The organism is Pyramidobacter porci (assembly GCF_009695745.1).
Taxonomy (GTDB): domain Bacteria; phylum Synergistota; class Synergistia; order Synergistales; family Dethiosulfovibrionaceae; genus Pyramidobacter; species Pyramidobacter porci.
The window spans coordinates 46,296-62,033 of record NZ_VUNH01000002.1 but is presented as its reverse complement, the minus strand read 5'-3'; the positions used below and the strand labels follow the sequence as shown (position 1 = coordinate 62,033).

At 60.5% G+C, this 15,738-nt stretch carries 14 protein-coding genes and 1 tRNA gene; 1 reads left to right on the top strand and 14 read right to left on the bottom strand.

Annotated elements, in window-relative coordinates; genetic code table 11:
• Position 1: 1 nt before the first annotated feature.
• The 14 genes from FYJ74_RS02215 to argH all read right to left on the bottom strand — a co-directional run bounded on the left by FYJ74_RS02215 (position 2) and on the right by argH (position 14,530).
• Positions 2-598, bottom strand: a complete 597-nt coding sequence (locus FYJ74_RS02215; RefSeq protein ID WP_154527985.1) for an iron transporter — start codon at positions 596-598, stop codon at positions 2-4.
• A gap of 72 nt (positions 599-670) precedes the next feature.
• Positions 671-2,107 (bottom strand): FTR1 family iron permease, encoded by a 1,437-nt coding sequence (locus tag FYJ74_RS02210; protein ID WP_154527984.1) that lies wholly within the window; start codon positions 2,105-2,107, stop codon positions 671-673.
• 457 nt (positions 2,108-2,564) lie between these two features.
• Positions 2,565-3,821, bottom strand: coding sequence for a CaiB/BaiF CoA transferase family protein (locus FYJ74_RS02205; RefSeq protein WP_154527983.1), 1,257 nt, complete (start codon positions 3,819-3,821; stop codon positions 2,565-2,567).
• Positions 3,822-3,880: 59 nt separating this feature from the next.
• Positions 3,881-4,879 (bottom strand): electron transfer flavoprotein subunit alpha/FixB family protein, encoded by a 999-nt coding sequence (locus FYJ74_RS02200; protein WP_154527982.1) that lies wholly within the window; start codon positions 4,877-4,879, stop codon positions 3,881-3,883.
• Between the two features lie 13 nt (positions 4,880-4,892).
• Complete coding sequence (locus tag FYJ74_RS02195) at positions 4,893-5,678, bottom strand: electron transfer flavoprotein subunit beta/FixA family protein (RefSeq protein WP_154527981.1); 786 nt, start codon at positions 5,676-5,678, stop codon at positions 4,893-4,895.
• 29 nt (positions 5,679-5,707) lie between these two features.
• Positions 5,708-6,841: an acyl-CoA dehydrogenase family protein gene (locus tag FYJ74_RS02190; RefSeq protein ID WP_154527980.1), complete on the bottom strand. Its 1,134-nt coding sequence runs from the start codon at positions 6,839-6,841 to the stop codon at positions 5,708-5,710.
• 526 nt (positions 6,842-7,367) lie between these two features.
• Positions 7,368-7,455 (bottom strand) — tRNA-Ser (locus tag FYJ74_RS02185).
• A gap of 154 nt (positions 7,456-7,609) precedes the next feature.
• Positions 7,610-8,446, bottom strand: a complete 837-nt coding sequence (locus tag FYJ74_RS02180) for a polysaccharide deacetylase family protein (RefSeq protein WP_154527979.1) — start codon at positions 8,444-8,446, stop codon at positions 7,610-7,612.
• Positions 8,439-9,308 (bottom strand): polysaccharide deacetylase family protein, encoded by an 870-nt coding sequence (locus tag FYJ74_RS02175; protein WP_154527978.1) that lies wholly within the window; start codon positions 9,306-9,308, stop codon positions 8,439-8,441. The genes FYJ74_RS02180 and FYJ74_RS02175 overlap by 8 nt, the downstream gene beginning before the upstream one ends.
• Before the next feature lie 24 nt (positions 9,309-9,332).
• Positions 9,333-10,055 (bottom strand): amino acid ABC transporter ATP-binding protein, encoded by a 723-nt coding sequence (locus FYJ74_RS02170; protein WP_326830848.1) that lies wholly within the window; start codon positions 10,053-10,055, stop codon positions 9,333-9,335.
• Positions 10,042-10,812 (bottom strand): amino acid ABC transporter permease, encoded by a 771-nt coding sequence (locus FYJ74_RS02165; RefSeq protein WP_154527977.1) that lies wholly within the window; start codon positions 10,810-10,812, stop codon positions 10,042-10,044. The genes FYJ74_RS02170 and FYJ74_RS02165 overlap by 14 nt, the downstream gene beginning before the upstream one ends.
• 121 nt (positions 10,813-10,933) lie before the next feature.
• Entirely contained in the window at positions 10,934-12,442 is a 1,509-nt protein-coding gene (locus FYJ74_RS02160) for a transporter substrate-binding domain-containing protein (RefSeq protein WP_154527976.1), read from the bottom strand.
• 34 nt (positions 12,443-12,476) lie between these two features.
• A complete protein-coding gene (locus tag FYJ74_RS02155; RefSeq protein WP_154527975.1) occupies positions 12,477-13,211 on the bottom strand; it encodes an aspartate/glutamate racemase family protein in 735 nt (244 codons plus the stop codon).
• Entirely contained in the window at positions 13,208-14,530 is a 1,323-nt protein-coding gene (gene argH, locus FYJ74_RS02150; RefSeq protein WP_154527974.1) for an argininosuccinate lyase, read from the bottom strand. The genes FYJ74_RS02155 and argH overlap by 4 nt, the downstream gene beginning before the upstream one ends.
• Positions 14,531-14,867: 337 nt before the next feature.
• Between argH and FYJ74_RS02145 the strand changes: the two genes are divergently transcribed.
• Positions 14,868-15,734 (top strand): NAD(P)-dependent oxidoreductase, encoded by an 867-nt coding sequence (locus FYJ74_RS02145; RefSeq protein WP_154527973.1) that lies wholly within the window; start codon positions 14,868-14,870, stop codon positions 15,732-15,734.
• The last annotated feature ends 4 nt before the right edge of the window (positions 15,735-15,738 follow it).

The following is a 15,738-nucleotide window of genomic DNA, read 5'->3' as shown; positions in this document are numbered from 1 at the left end:
TTTACTGATTCTGAAGCTGCTCAGCGGTGTACTTCCATTTGAAATCGCAGGTGTAGGTCTTGAAGTAATCCTTGGCGTTCTCCTTGGCAGGCACGCCGGTCTCGGGATCGGTGTGAAGGAGATAATCCGTGGGCGGCTCGATGGTCAGACGCAGCGTGTAGGTGCCGACTTTCAGGCCCTTTTTGATGTTGGCGCCGTAGTGGGGACCGTCATCGGCGTTCATGGGCATGAAGGAGCCATACATGACGATCTTGTTGTTCTTGTCGAGGATCTCGTACTTGACGGTCAGATACGCGGGCCAGATGTTGTCGCCGGCGCCGAAGCCGTACTGCACGGCGTATTCGGGCTGCAGGTGGATATCGGCCTCGAGGTGCATGTCGGACTCTTCTTTGGAAGGATTCTTGCCGGCGGGATACATATCGACGGCCTGGAAGTACACGGCGGCGACGTTGTAGGGGCCGACCTGCTTCTCTTCGCCGATGGAGATTTCGGCAAAGCCGCTCTCACCGGGCTTCTCCACCGCGGGGGCGGCCATGACGGACGCGGCCAGAGCCATCACGGCAAGACCGGCCAGCATTGCAACGAAAGACTTTTTCATAAGAACTTCCTCCTTTAAAGATAGTGTTCTATAAAAGTTCCGCGCGGCGCGGAATCTTTCCGAAAATGAAAACTACTTCGCCTTTCCGTCCTTCTTTTTGCCGAACAGACGGGGCAGCGTCACCCACAACGAGGCGATCAGCAGCATGACCTGCGGGATCAGCGTCTCGGCGCGGTCGTAAATGCTGAGGATCTCGATCGAGAAGCCCTTCATCGCGGGGATGACCGTGCGTCCCGTGATCACGTCGGCCTCCGTCAGCTCCACCACGCCCTTGCCCATGAAGGAAATGCACATCAAAAACAGCAGGATGCTGGTGAACAGGAAGAACGGCTTGAGCGGCAGCTTGACGCTGAAGTAACGGAACGCCACCCACACGGCGACCAGCACCGCCGTGCCGGCGAGAATGCCGTAGACGATGTGCGGGACGCTGTTCATGCCGCCCGTGAAGGCCGCCTTGTAGAACAGGATCAGTTCCGCGCCCTCGCGCATCACGGCGATGAACGCCGCGAAGATCAGCGTCCACTGGCTCTTGCTGTCGATCGACTGCTGCACCTTGCCGCCGATGTAATTCTCCCAGCGCTCCGTGTCGGCCTTGGACAGCATCCAGTTGCTGACGTAGAACAGCACGGCCACCGCCAGGAACATGGTCCAGCCTTCGAGCAGCTCGCGCGCCACGCCGCTGGCGTCGCCCATCATATACTCCAGGAACCAGGCCAGCGCGGCGCTGGCGAGAATGGCGGCGAAGCAGCCGAGGTACACGCTCTTGATCATCGGCTTGTTGCCCGTCTTGATCAGATAAGCGACGATGGCGACGATGACCAGGATCGCCTCGAGCCCCTCGCGGACCAGGAGCCCGAACGCCGTCAGGAACGTCAGCCAGTCTCTGCTGACCGGCGCCCTCTTGGGGGCCGCGCTCTGGGCCGGCTGCGCGCCCTGATCGGCGGACACCGCTTCCGCCTTCTCGGGCCCGTCCTTCTTTTCCGGTTCGGCGGCGGCTTCCGCGCCGTACGGCGCCGGCCTGCCCGCCGAACCGTAGACGGCCTCGCCGAGACTGTCCGGATCGGTATCGCTGATGTCGCCGTCGAGGACCATGGCGTCCTTGTAGACTTTCACTTTCAGGTCTTCGATCTCGTTGACGAGCGTTGCCTTGTCCATCGAGTCGTTGTTGCCGAGCAGCACGTGCTTGATGGCCGAGAACTTGCCCTCGATATGATTGACGCGGGCCGACGAGATGGCGACCATGACGTTTTTCTCGAAGCCCTGGATCTCGTAATAGCCGAAATAGGCGTCGTTCATGTTCTTGTGGGCGGCTTTGTACTCGCCCTTCTCGACGTTCTCCCGCGCGCGCGAGAACTCGATCGCCATGTCCGCCGCCACGGCTTTCCACGTGTCGTATTTCTTCTTCTTGGCCGCGGAAGCGTCCTGCGCTGAAGAGAAGAGAAGGAAGAGAACAGCGACCGCGAGCAGCCCCATGGACCACCCGCGCCACCACTCGTTCTTTGTCTGCATCGTGCCGTCTCCTTACTCGAATTTAAAATTTCCAGCCTTCGGCCCTGCCGAAAGACAAAAATCCGGCCGCGCGAAAAAAATCCTTCGCGCGCCAACGCTCCACTCGAGACCTTCCATTGTTCGCGGAAAGATCTGCTCCGTACGGAATTCGCTCTTTCGGACGGGACTCCCTGTAAGTCTCGGACCGCATGTTTCACAGTTCTTCTTAGTTATTGCTAACTAATACTCCGTTAGTTTAACACCCCTAACAAACCTGTCAAGCGTTTTTTCAAAAAAATCCCCTAGAGCAATTAAAAACATTCTCTTCCCGATCATGACGCATCAAACGTGACGACCAGCTGCGGAATCATCGTCGCCGCCGCAAAAAAGCCGGAAAGAGCGCAGCGCTCTTTCCGGCTTTTTTGCGGTTCTGCGGCACGGTTTTCCTCCGAACAGGCGAACAGGCTCGCGCGTCTGATCAGATAAGCCCCTTCTCCCGCAATGAGGAAATCTTGGCGTCATCGTATCCAAGGATGGTCTTGAGGACGTTTTCGGTGTCTTGACCGAGCTTCGGCGCCCCGCGCCAGACTTTGCCCGGCGTCTCGGACATCTTCGGGGCGATGCCGAAGGCGGTGATTTCGGTTTCGACGGTCTGATCCTCGTATTTAATCCAGTCATTGCGGCTTTTGAAATGCTCGTTCTCGAAGGCGGATTTGGCCGTGTTCAGCGTAGCGCAGGGAACCCGCGCCTCCTCCATCTTCCGCTCGATTTCCGCGGCGGTCAGAGAGGCGCACCATTCGTTGACTTTCCGGTCCAGTTCGCGTCCCTTGGGCGAGGCGACGGCCTCTATGCCGGACGAGCAATCCTCGTAGTTGAAATAGTCGAGGTCGAATCCGGCGCCCTGAATGAATCTCTTGTACACTCCCGGGCCAAAGGCGCCGAGCGCCACGAGGAACCCGTCCTTCGACTTGAAGATGTTGTAAGGCTGGAACGCCGGCGAGGCGTTGCCGCTTCTTTCGGAAATTTTCCCGGCCATGGTGTACGACGTGTAGGTGCCGCACATATACTGCGCCATCGCTTCGAACTGCGCCACGTCGACGACCTGCCCCCTGCCCGTCTTCTGAACGTTGATATACGCGCTCAATGTGCCGAAGAGAACGGCGAACGCCGAAACGAAGTCGTTCGTATAAGGTTTGGACACCGACGGATCGCGGTCGGGGTCGCCCTGCAGGTACAGCCATCCGGAAAACGCCTGACCGATCATGTCGTACGAAGCTCTGTTGCAGACCGAGGGGACGCCGCCGAACTCCTTGTGTCCAAGCCCGCTGACGTGGACGATGACGAGCTTCGGATTGACCTTCAGCAGCTCCTCGTCGTAGATGCCGAGTTTTTCCAGCCAGACCATGTTCTCCATGAAGACGTCGGCTTCTTTGATGAGCCCATAAAATATCTCTTTGACTTCCTCATGCTGGAGGTTGAGCTCAAGCGTCATCGACAGCTTGTTTCTCGCATCCTGCGCCCAGGCCGTGGAAACTTTTTTCCCGTTGACGGTGGCGAACGGCGCCATCAAACGCAGCGTGTCGCCGGCGCCGGGACGTTCGATGTGAATGACTTCGGCGCCGAAATCGGCCAGCATCGTGGCGGCAAAGGGCATCGCAATCAGAGAGCCGCTGTCGATGATTCTCATCCCCGCAAGGGGGCCGAATTCCGGGATGATAAACATACGATCGCTCATGGACAAGATCCTCCTTCAAAAATGATATAAATCTCCGCACAAGGCTCGAGCCCGAATCCTCAGGCTTTTCGCCTTCTGATCTCCTCGATCAGGGCCGGGATCAGCGTCCTGTAGTCGGCAACCGCGCCGTAGTGTGAGATGTCGAAGATCGGGGCGCCCTTGGTATGGTTGACGCTGATGATGCAGCCGGCTTTCTGCATGCCGACCTGGTACTGGACCGAGCCCGAAATCGCGACGTTGAGGATGCATTTGGGCTTCACGGTCGTTCCGCTCTGGCCGATCTGCCGGTCATGCGGAAGCCATCCGTTGTCAACCAGCGGGCGAGACGCCGCAAGACATCCGCCCAGAAGGGCGGCGAGCTCGTTCAAACGCTTCAGGTCTTCCTCGCTCTTGATCCCTCGTCCGCCCGAAACCAGAACGTCCGCATCTTCCATGGATTCGCCGGAATCCTGCCGTGCCATTGTTTCAAGAACTTCGTAATCGCCGTCCGCCGCGACGTCTACCGTTTCGGCAATAATCCTGCCCGAAGCGCCGGGGCGCGGCTCGACGGGATCGAACATCTTCGGACGGACCGTCGCCATCTGCGGCCTCTTTTCGAGGATCGCGATGCGGGCAAGAATATTGCCGCCGTATGCCGGCGTCGTCTGATAAAACACGCCCTCCTCGTCGAATCCCAGCTCTATCGCGTCGGCGGTCAGCCCGGTGCGCAGAGCGACCATCACGCGCGGCGCCAGATCCCTTCCAAGAGAGGTGGCCCCGTAGAGCAGGATGGAAGGCCGATACTTTTGAACCAGCTGCGTCAGGGCTTTTTCGTAAGGACGAGCGCTGTACTGCGCCAGGGCGTCGTTCTCGGCGACGATCACGGCGTCGGCCCCGCGCTCGAAAAGAGCCGGGGGCAGCGCGGTCACGCCCTTGCCCAGAAGCACCGCCGTGATTTCTTCCCCCGTGTGTTTTTTCAGATCAAGGGCCTGTGCCAGAATTTCGAAAACCGTGGCGTTCAACTTCCCGTTCCGCTGTTCGGCAAACACCCATATTCCTTTGCAGTCTTCTTGTGCCATGAAGTCCGCCTCCTTAAATCAGGTGTTCGTTATGCAGCAGATCGGCGATCTGCATCGCAATTTCCCGCGGCTGTCCCTGAAAATACTTCGTGTCGGCCTTGCGTTTCGGCGGCTCCATCAGTCCGCGCGTCGACGTCGGCGAACCGTTCATCCCGATCCGGGAGGGGTCTGCCCCCAGATCTTGAGCGGTCCACGTATGCCGTGGTTTCTTCAGCGCCTTCATGATATCGATGGGCTTGGGATAGCGCGGTTTGTTCATCTCCGCCGTGACGGTCACGAGCGCGGGCATTCTGGCCCTGACTTTTTGCGTGCAGTCTTCCAGACGGCGCTCGCAGACGACCCAGCCGTCCTCGACGTCTATCGAGGAGGCCAGCGTGATCTGCGGAATGCCAAGGAAAGCCGCCGTAGCGGGCCCCGTCTGCGCGGTATCGCCGTCGACGGCATTGCGTCCGAACAGAAGCAGGTCATAGCCGCCGATCCGGCGTGCCGCCAGGGACAGCGTGTACGCCGTGGCCAGCGTGTCCGCGCCGCCCAGCGGACGGTCCGACAACAGATACGACTCGTCGCAGCCAAGCGCCAACGCTTTTTTCAGAACGTCTTCCGCCTGAGGCAGCCCCATGCTGACAACGCCGATCGTGCCGCCGTACTTTTCTTTGAGCTGCACAGCCGCTTCGACGGCGTTCGCATCGACCGGATTGAGTTTGCTCTCCACGCCTTCCCGCACGAGCCGCCCCGTTTTCGGGTCGAGCGTGACGTCGTCAGTATCCGGAACCTGCTTGACAAAAACAAGGATTTTCATCGGATTCCCTGGCCTCGATGGACGCGGACCTATCGGCCGAGGACGGAACTGCTGATGACCAGACGCAGGATCTCGCTCGTGCCTTCGCCGATTTCCAAAAGCTTGGCGTCGCGATAGAATCTCTCGACGTCGAATTCCGCGCTGTAGCCGTTGCCGCCGAAAATCTGAATGCAGTCGTCGCACACTTCGCATGCCCATCTGGAAGCGAGAAGCTTCAGTTCCGCCGCTTCAACGGAGAATCGCTTCCCCTGCTGCTTGAGCTCGCAGGTATCCCAGATCATCAGGTCGGTGGCGCGGATTTTGGCCGCCATATCGGCAAACTTGAACCCGACTGCCTGGTGCTTGGCGATGGGCTTGCCGAACGTCGTGCGTTCCTTGGCATACGCGGCGGCCTTGTCCATGGCGTGCTGCATCAGCCCCGAAGCGATGGCGCCGATGGAGATGCGCGCCCCGTCCAACGCCTGCATGGCAATCATGAAGCCCTTGCCTTCGGCACCGACCAAAGAATCGGCGGGCAGCTCGATGTTGTCGAAAGAGAGCTCGCAGGTGGCGGTGCCCCTCATGCCCATCTTCTTCTCGAACTTGCCGACGGTCAGGCCTTCGGCGTCCTTGGGGACTATGAACACGGAAATACCGTGGTTGCCGGCGGCGGGATCCGTTTTTGCCATGATCAGGTAGTAATCCGCAATGCCGGAGTTCGTGATCCACGCCTTGCTTCCGTTGAGGATATAGCTGCCGTCAGGCTGCTTCTCCGCCACCGACTTGATCGCAGCCGCATCGGAGCCCGCGTTGGATTCCGTCAGACCGAAAGCGAAAACCTTGCCCTCGGCGCACTGCGGAACATATGTTTTCTTCTGCGCCTCAGTGCCGTGAAGGAGAATCATGTCGGCCGCCAGCCAGTGAGCGTCAAGGAACAGCGCGACAGACGCGCTGCCTTTGGCGATTTCGTTGATCACGATCTCGCTGGTGATCGCGTCGCCGCCGCCTCCGCCGTACTCTTCGGGCATATGAATCGCCATCAGCCCGGCTTCCGTCAGCTTCTTGTGCAGATCACGATCGAATCCGTTTTCGTCCATCCACCGGTCGCGCGGGGCCACTTCGTTCTTCGTGAATTCGCGAACCATATCGCGGACCATCACCTGAGCTTCGCTGAACTGAATCATCCGCATTACCTCCCTTAACCATGAATAATTTGTCCCTTTTTAGACCACGTTTATTATATCATGGGCGAGCACATTATTTATGCATCAAACTAATTTGTTTTAAAGTCTAAATCTTCGCAATAGAATATCTGTACATATAACTTTCTCTCCCGCTATGAAACACCATCGTTCAGCAGCTGAATGTCTCGAGGTCGTTCGCCTTCCGTTTCCCATTTTATTAAAAGACCAGGCACAGACTCGAACTTCTTTTCGATTCAAACGCCGAATATTCTCCATACCCTCAAGCGAGATCTCCGGAGCACGTTATGCAGACCGCATTGCGGTTGACACTATTTCAATTGAAAGGCCGAACACAAGGGCGCTGCGAGGGAGATTCACAAAGCGAGCTGCGCAGACTGCGGAACGTCAGCTTCAAATACGAAAAAAGACCCTGCATTTATTTGCAGGGCCTTGAAGAGTTTTCGTCGTTTTTACACCAAATTCCATCTTTCCTGGGTCAATGAAGAAACATTGGCGGAAGAAACATTGGCGGAGGGGAGAGGATTCGAACCTCCGGTACCCTAAGGTACACATGCCTTCCAAGCAAGCACCATCGACCACTCGGACACCCCTCCGCGAACAAAGGGCATTATAACACAGGCGGGCGTTTTTTGACAAGCCGCGGCCACGGCTTCGACGGAAACGCGCCGTTTGAAGATGGCAGCGGGGAAGGGATGCGAACATTTGATCCCGCGCGGTACATTTTTCAATCGGGAACCGGCAAGCACCCTACTGCGCGGGATAAACGGCGGACCAGTAGTCGTACATTTCGCCGCCGGTGGCAAGCCAGGCCGCCCCGCTCTCTTTGATCTCGGTCAGCAGTCCGCGCAGCAGCGGCATGCGGCCGGGCGTACAGGCGGTCTGCGGGTCGAGCTGGAGCACGTAGCAGAGGCCGCGCTCGGCGTAGCCGAGGAACTCCTCGCGAAAGTTGTTGAAGACCTGAGCGGAGCTGGCGATCCGCCCCTGCCCCTTCGGCATGGGGGGATGGTAGTTGAAGGCGAAGTACGGCAGGTCGTAAAGCGCCCAGTGAACGGGGATCTCCAGCAATTTTTCGCCGTTTTCCAGGTCGAGCCAGAAGGGCCGGTCGTCGCTGCTGAGGCTGCTGGAATACACGGCGCCGTTGGCATGGGCGGCGCGCAGGGTGTCGAGGGTGAACTCGGCGATGGGGGCGCGGTAGCCTCTGGGCGGCGCGCCGACGACGTTTGCGAGGACGGCGGCGCCTTTTTCCATGTCGGCCTCGGCCCGTTCGGCAGGCAGCAGGCCCCAGTTGAGCAGTTCGCAGCCGCGCAGGGCGATCTCGTGGCCGCGTGAGGCGACGTCTTTCACTTTTTCGGCGTAGGCCGCGGCGGTCGAGCCGGGCACGAAAAACGTCGCCTTGATATCCAGATCGTCAAGCAGATCCAGCAGGCGCGGCAGGCCGCGGTCCATGCCGTACTGTCCCATGGACAGAGTTTTAGGACGTTCCCTGACGTCGGGATCGACGGCCAGCCAGAAGTTTTCGGCGTCGAGGTTGACGGTAATCAGAGCGGCGCAGCGAGCGCCGCCCTTCCACTCGATTTCAGGCATTTTTCAGGACCTCCTCGCGGTCGTAATGCTCGCGGTACCACTGCGCCACTTCGCCGCCGCGCGCAAACCAGACGTCGCCGCGTTCCCCGATGTGCCGGATCAGCTTTTCGAGGATGCGCAGGCGGCCGGGAGTGCCGGTGACCTGCGGATGGATCATGCTGACGAAGCACAGGCCGTATTCGTAATAGCCGTCGAACTCACGCGAGAAATTGTCGTAGACCAGGTCGTAGCCGGAGATGCGGTCCTGCCCGTCGGGCTCGGCGGGGAAATAATTGTAGGCGGTGGCCACGTAATCGTCCAGTTCCCAGCGCGTGGGGATCTCGACGAAATCGGTCTTTTCGCCGTCGATCACGGTGTGATAGGGGCGGTCGTTGCCGCGCATCGAGCTGCTGTAGTCGACGCCGCGCTCGTACAGCAGCCGCGGCGTGTCCAGCGACCAGTCGCCGGAGGGGGTGCGGAAGCCGCGGGCCGGCTTGCCGATCAGGTCGCAGAAGATGTTCTGGCATTTTTCGATGATCTCGATCTGCCGCTCGCAGCCGTAGTTGAAGAACATTTCGTGTGTGTAGCCGTGCTGGCCGATCTCGTGCCCTTCGGCGTCGATGCGGCGGATCAGCTCGGGATTGTCCTCGGCAACCTTGCCGGGCACGAAGAAGGTTCCGGGAACTCCGTATCTTTTCAGCAGGTCGAGGATGGCGTGAGCGCCGCGGTTGGGGCCGTAAAGCCCTACCGAGCAGGCTTTCAGAAATCTTCCGCCGCCTTCGTAGTGAGCGTTGCCGTTCCTCCACGTGGTGTCCCCGTCGAGATCGAACGTCAGCATCACGGCGCAGCGGGCGCCGTTCTTCCAATGCAGCCGGTCTTCCATTTTTCAGTCTCCGTTTCTCTGCGTCTAAAGCACTTTTTCCAAAAACTGCCGGGCGCGCGCCGACTTCGGCGACGAGAAGAACTCAGACGGCGCGGCGTCTTCGGCGATCACGCCCTCGTCGACGAAGCAGACGCGGTCGGAAGCCTCGCGGGCGAAGCCCATCTCGTGGGTGACGATCGCCATGGTGATGCCCGTGGAAACCAGGCTGCGGATCACGTCGAGCACTTCCTTGACCATTTCCGGATCGAGCGCCGAAGTGGGCTCGTCGAAAAGCAGCGTGCGCGGCTCCATGGCCAGGGCGCGGGCGATGGCGACGCGCTGCTGCTGGCCGCCGGAGAGCATGGAAGGATAGGCGCGGGCTTTGTCGGCCAGACCGACGCGCTCGAGCAGCCGCATGGCCTTTTCGACGGCCTGCGCCTCGGGAAGGCCGCGCACTTTCATGGGCGCGTAGATCATGTTCTGGAGCACGTTCTTGTTCCGGAACAGGTTGAAATGCTGAAACACCATGCCCACGTTCTCGCGCACTTTCTGGATGTCCACGCCTCTTTGGGTGATGTCCAGCCCGTCGATGACGACCTGCCCCGACGTGGGCGTCTCGAGCAGGTTGATGCAGCGCAGCAGCGTCGACTTGCCCGAGCCGGAGGGGCCGATGATGGACACCACTTCGCCCTCGTCGATCTTCAGGTTGACGCCCCGAAGCACCTCGAGGGAACCGAACTGCTTTTTCAAGTTTTTAATTTCGATCACTTTTGTGCAGCCTCCTCTCCAGGCGCGAGGCGACGGCCGTGAAGATCATCACGAGCACGTAGTACATGCCGGCGACGACGATGAACGGCTCGAAGGCCAGATAGGTGGAGTTCATGGCGGTCTGGGCGGCGCGCATCATGTCGAGCATGCCGATGGTGGCGACGATGGAGGTGTCCTTGAGCAGGGCGATAAGCTCGTTGACCAGCGACGGCAGCACGGTGCGCAGCGCCTGGGGGATGACGATGTCGAACATCATGGCACGGTAGGGCACGCCCAGGGCCATGGCGGCCTCGCGCTGGCCGACGTCGATGGACTGGATGCCGCCGCGCAGGATCTCGGACACGTAGGCGGCGGAGTTAAGCCCGAAGGTCAGCACCACGGCGTTGAAGGCCGGGATCTGGTAGTCGAAGAGCTGCGGCGTGGCGAAATAGACGAGGAACAGCTGCACCATCAGCGGCGTGCCGCGGAACACCGAGGTGTAGGCCGTAGCGAACCACGACAGCGGCCCAAGGCGCGAGACTTTGAGCAGCGCCAGCACGGTGCCGCAGATCGAGCCCATGATCACGGACATGAAGGTCACTTGGAGCGAATTGATCATGCCGTGGTAAAAGACTTTGTAATAGGGCCAGATGCGTTCGAAGTGCAGCGCAAACCGCCGCGCCGGGGCCGGCGCGGCCCACGCCAGCCCCGCCAGAGCCAGCACGGCCGCGAGGGCCAGCAGCGGCGCTTTTTTGCGGCCGAAAAGCGATTTTCTCATGTTCTTCCTTCCTGCGGCGTTTCGCGAAGCCGCCGCGGCGACGCGCGGCGCGCCCGCCACACAGGGCCGAAAGGTTCCCCGCGCGGCGGCGGGCCCTTCGGCCGTTTTTTCCCGGAAAAAGTTACTTGACGAACTCCTCGCCCATCCATTTGACGATCAGCTCGTTCATCCGCCCGCCGGCGAACATCTTCTCGATCTGGGCGTTGAACAGAGGGATCAGCTCGGAACCTTTCTGAAAAGCGATGGAGTACGCGCCGGAGACGTAATGCGCGCTTTCCAGGTCTTCGTTGGGAATGACGTGATACACGTAGCCCTCGTTCTGCTCGCACTTGGTCTTGGCCTGCGAGGCGTCCATGACGGCGCCGTCGACGCGCCCGTTCAGCAGTTCCTGAGTGACCATGGTGCTGTTGTCGAGCAGCGTGGGAATGGAACCGGAAGCTTCGACCACCTTGGCGTACTCCGTGCCGAACACGGTGGCGATCTTTTTGCCCTTCATCTCCGCCATGGTCTTCACCGGCGCGGCGGCTGGCGAGATGATGGCGGTCTTGCAGAAGTAATAGGGAACGGAGAAATCGACGCTCTTGCGGCGCTCCTCCGTGTCCGACAGGCCGGAGATGACGAAGTCGGCGCGGCCGCTGTGCAGCTCGCCGATCAGACCGGAGAAGTTCATGTCCTTGATCTCGTAGGTAAAGCCGAGCTCCGCGGCGATGGCGTCGAGCACGTCGATGTCGAAACCGGTGATGACGCTCTCGCCTTTGTCGTTCACCTGGGCGAACTCGAAAGGCGCGAAGGTAGCGTTGATCGCCAGCTTGTAGTGCTTGCCCTGAAGCGGCTTGGCGTCGTAAGGCCAGGGGCCGATCCACTTCTCGTAAATGGCCTTCATCGTGCCGTCGGCCTGCATCTTCTCGATCTGCTCGGTAAACAGCGGTTCCAGTTTCGAGCCCTTGGGGAACACGGCGGCGAAACAGTCGGAGACGTTGCCGCCCTGCACCTTGTCGAGTTCGTCCTGCGGCAGCACGAAGTACTCGAGCTCGGGATGCTGCTTGACGCGGATGGAAGCGGAAGCGGCGTCCTGCACCACGCCGTCGGCGCGGCCGGCCAGGAGCTCCTGCATGCTGTACGTGCTGCTGTCCATCGCGGCGACGACGGCCCCGGCCGCTTCGGCGAAGTCGGCGTACTGCGTGCCGAAAGAAGCGGCGATCTTTTTGCCCTTCAGGTCCGCCACGGTCTTGATGTTGGTTCCTTTGTGCTGGATGATCGAAGTCTGGCAGTAATAGTAGGGCACGGAGAAGTCGACGGTCTTCTTGCGCTCCTCGGTGGGCGACATGCCGGAGACGACGAAGTCAACGCGATGACTGGCCAGCTCCCCCATCAATCCCTTGAAGTTGGTGTGCACCAGCTCGTAGGTGAAGCCGAGTTCCGCGGCGATCGCGTCCACCATGTCGATGTCGTAGCCGACGATGCGGGCGTTGCCCTGCTCGTCGAGCCGCTCGAACTCGAAGGGGGGGAACGTGGGGCTGACTGCCATCTTCAGCTTTTGCCCTTCGAGCGGCTTGGCCGCAAAGGCCGGCGCGGCGCACAGCATGACCGCCGCGAGGCCGGCGGCAAATTTTTTGACGTTGAATTTCATGTTTTATTCCTCCTTGATTAAAATAATATAGCGTTCAATTTTCGATGATTCCCGCGCCCCAGAAGCGTCGCGACGCCGGCGGCTCGGGCCAGCTCCTCTTGCTGTGGCTGAGCCCCTGAACGATCAGGGATTCGGCCGCAGCGATCAGCGCGGCGGCGGGGTCGATCACCGGCACGCCAAGCCTCGCCGTCAGCTCCGCACCCATGCCGGCGAAACCGAGACAGCCGAGGATCACGGCGCCGGCGCCGTCTTCTTCGACGCACCGCCGTCCGCCCGCCTCGAGGATCTCGACGATTTCGCTCCGCTGCCGCGATACGTTCGGCGGCAGCTCGACGCCGCGCACGCTCGCGATCCTGGCGGGATCGGCGCCCAGCGCGCGGAGAAACGCTTTTTTCTGCGGAATCCGCCGCGCCGACGTGGTCAGCACCGAAAAGCTGAGGGCCAGCTGGCTGGCCAGCAGCACCGCGGCCTGCGCGCCGCCGACGACGGGAACGCGAAGCAGTTCCCGGCAGGCGTCGAAGCCGGGATCGCTGAAACAGTACAGGCACACCGCGTCGGCGCCGTCGGCCTGCGCCCGCAGCGCCATCTCCGCGATCTCCGGTGCGTCCAGCGCCGCGTCGAGGCACGAATCGACGCAGAGATTGTTCTTTTGCGGACAGACCATGACGATCTCCGTATCGGGGCGCGCAAAAGCGCGCAGCCGCTCGACCCTCAGTCTCAGCCCCGCCGCGTCGAGGCCGCTGTCGGGATTGACGACGCAGATCTTCATAGCATTTGGCTCTTGACGCCCAGTTTGATCGTGTTTTCGTAATCCAGCTGGCCGTACACGTCCGCGCCGATCACGAGGCTGAGTTTCTGCAGCTCCTCCAGCGGCAGATCCTCGATCGCGCAGCCCATTTTCTCGCACAGCAGCACCGCCGCGCCGACAACGGCATGGGCGTCGCGGAAGGGCACGCCGTGTTTGACGAGGTAGTCCGCCAGCTCGGTGGCGTTGAGAAAACCGTCGTGAAGCGCCTTTTTCATGGCCTCGGGATGGACGGTCATCGTGGCGACGATGCCGCTCATGATCTCGAGGCACATCAGCGTGTCGTCCAGAGCCGGCAGAAAGGCCCGCTTGTCGAGCTGCATGTCCTTGTTGTAGGCCAGCGGCAGCCCTTTCATCTCCGTCAGCATCGCCATCAGCGAGCCGTAGACCAGCCCCGCGCTGCCGCGGATCAGTTCGGCGCTGTCGGGGTTCTTCTTCTGGGGCATGATGCTGCTGCCCGTGGAATAGGCGTCGCTGAGCGTGACGAAATGGAATTCCTGCGAACACCAGAGGATGATCGATTCGCTCAGGCGGCTGAGGTGCATGAGGACGATCGCAAAGACTCCGAGCAGCTCGCAGAAATAATCGCGGTCGCTGACGCCGTCGAGGAAGTTGTCGCAGGGCTTTTGGAACCCCAATGCCGCGGCGGTCATGCCGCGGTCGATGGGGTGCGTGGTTCCCGCCAGCGCGCCGCAGCCCAGCGGACAGTCCTCCATCATGATCTCCACGGCGTTGCGCAGGCGCTTGCGGTCGCGCTGGAACATGCGCTCGAAGGCCGTCAGCGTGTGTTTGAAGGTGACGGCCTGCGCGCGCTGCAGATGCGTGTAGCCGGGCATCAGCCAGGGATTGGCGGCGGCTTTGGCTTTGAGCGCGCCGCACAGTTTGTCCAGTTTTTCCTCCACCTGCGCGGCGGCGTTTTTGGCGAAGAGCTTCGAATCCACGGCCACCTGGTCGTTGCGGCTGCGCGCCGTGTGGAGCTTTTTGCCCGCCTCGCCGATGCGCTTCGTCAAGTTCAGCTCCACAAAGCTGTGAATGTCCTCGTAGCCCTCGTCGCCGATCGCGAGCGCGCCGCTTTCGATGTCGCGCAAGATCTCTTTCAGCCCTTTCCGGATCGCCTCGGCGTCTTCCTTCGTGATAATCCCGCAGGCGCCGAGCATGGCCGCGTGCGCGAGGCTGCCCTCGATGTCTTCCTTCCAGTAACGCTTGCCCAGCGGCAGCGAATTGTCGAAGGCCTTCATCAGCTCGTCTTCGGCGCCTTGAAAGCGTCCTCCCCATAAATTCATATTTTTTCACCTCAATACGATGCATGAATAAACTATTATTCATCACTCAATAAAAACTGAAGCGATATTATCATTGCCTTGAGACGCTGTCAAGGTAAACTTTCATATTATTTAATGACTTTCATAAAACTGAAGTTTGATAAACTGAGATTGGTTCGGAGAAAGCGTTTTCTTTCTCGAACCGTAATGGCTTCGCTCGGGATCTTATGACATAATAGCGGCGGGAGCTGTTCCGGCATGGAGATCCGGCCTAAGCCGCGTTCGCGATGCGGACAGAACCGTATCTCACGCGGAACGCGCGGGGAAAATTTTGCCGTCGGGAAAAGGAGAAGAAGAAATGAACCAAGCGCTCGCCTTCATCGGCTTGGGCATCATGGGAAAGCCCATGGCCCGCAATCTCATGAACGCCGGATACGAACTGCACGTTTACGCCCGGCATCCGGAAAAGGCGCGGGATCTGATCGACGCCGGCGCGCGCCTTCACAATTCCATCGCCGGCTGCGTCCGCTCCGCCGTGGGCACGCTGACCATGCTCGGCGCGCCTGACGACGTGGAAGGGGTCTATTTCGGCCGAGGAGGATTGATGGATTCGGCGCGACCGGGGACGTTTCTGATCGACATGACCACCTCCAGCCCGGCGCTGGCGGAACGGATCTTCAGCGAAGGAGCAAAGCGCGGGCTGCGCGCGCTTGACGCGCCCGTCACGGGCGGTGCGAAGGGAGCGGCGGAAGGGACGCTGTCGTTCCTCGTCGGCGGCGCGGCGGCGGATTTCGAAAGATGCCGGCCGCTTTTTGCGGCCATGGGGGCAAAGGCGGACTTCATGGGACCGGCGGGAAGAGGCCAGCATGCCAAGGCGGCCAACCAGATCCTCGTGGCCGGAACGCTTTCGGGTATTTGCGAGTCGTTCGCGTACGCCCGCCGGGCCGGCCTTGATCTGAATCGCCTTTTCGGGCTCGTCAGCAGCGGTTCCGCCGCCAGCCGGCAGCTGGACGCGCTGGGACCGAAGATCATTTCCGGCGACGACTCGCCCACTTTTTTCGTCAAATATCTGGTCAAAGATCTGCGCATCGCCGCCGAAGAAGCCCGAAACGCCGGACTCTCTCTCGACGTGCTCGAAGCCGCGCTGCGCAACTGTCTCGACGTGACGGCGCGCGGCATGGGCGACCTCGGCACGCAGGCGCTGATCCATCATTACGAAAAGTGAGCGG